We start from the raw sequence: 313 nt of genomic DNA, 5'->3' as shown, positions 1-313 counted from the left end.
TCTGTTCTTCTACAAGCACAAACCGGCGGTTTGACGCATTCCGCAGTTCTGCATATACACCTGTCGGCATATATGAATAAAAATATCGTCCATCCCTTACAAGCCCTGCAATAACACGAGGATCTTTTCTGTCATTTTTAGATGGACTATTGTCATCTAATTCTTTGGTCTTATGCACATGGTGCGGATTTACCATCACAAACTTTATGTTCTTTTCACCCATGAACTGCCCAAGATCAAACCAGTAGTGACCGGTTGGCTCTATTCCTACCAGTGCCTCTTTAAGTTCATTTTTCTGCATCAGTTCCACAAC

At 41.9% G+C, this 313-nt stretch carries 1 protein-coding gene; it reads right to left on the bottom strand.

The features are described 5' to 3' along the window. Positions 1 to 313: IS110 family transposase (locus SBH76_RS13600; protein ID WP_317978174.1), on the bottom strand; the 313-nt coding region annotated here is incomplete at both ends.

Source organism: Lachnoanaerobaculum sanguinis (genome assembly GCF_033242365.1).
Lineage (GTDB): Bacteria > Bacillota > Clostridia > Lachnospirales > Lachnospiraceae > Lachnoanaerobaculum > Lachnoanaerobaculum sanguinis.
This window is presented reverse-complemented; position numbering and strand designations above follow the sequence as displayed.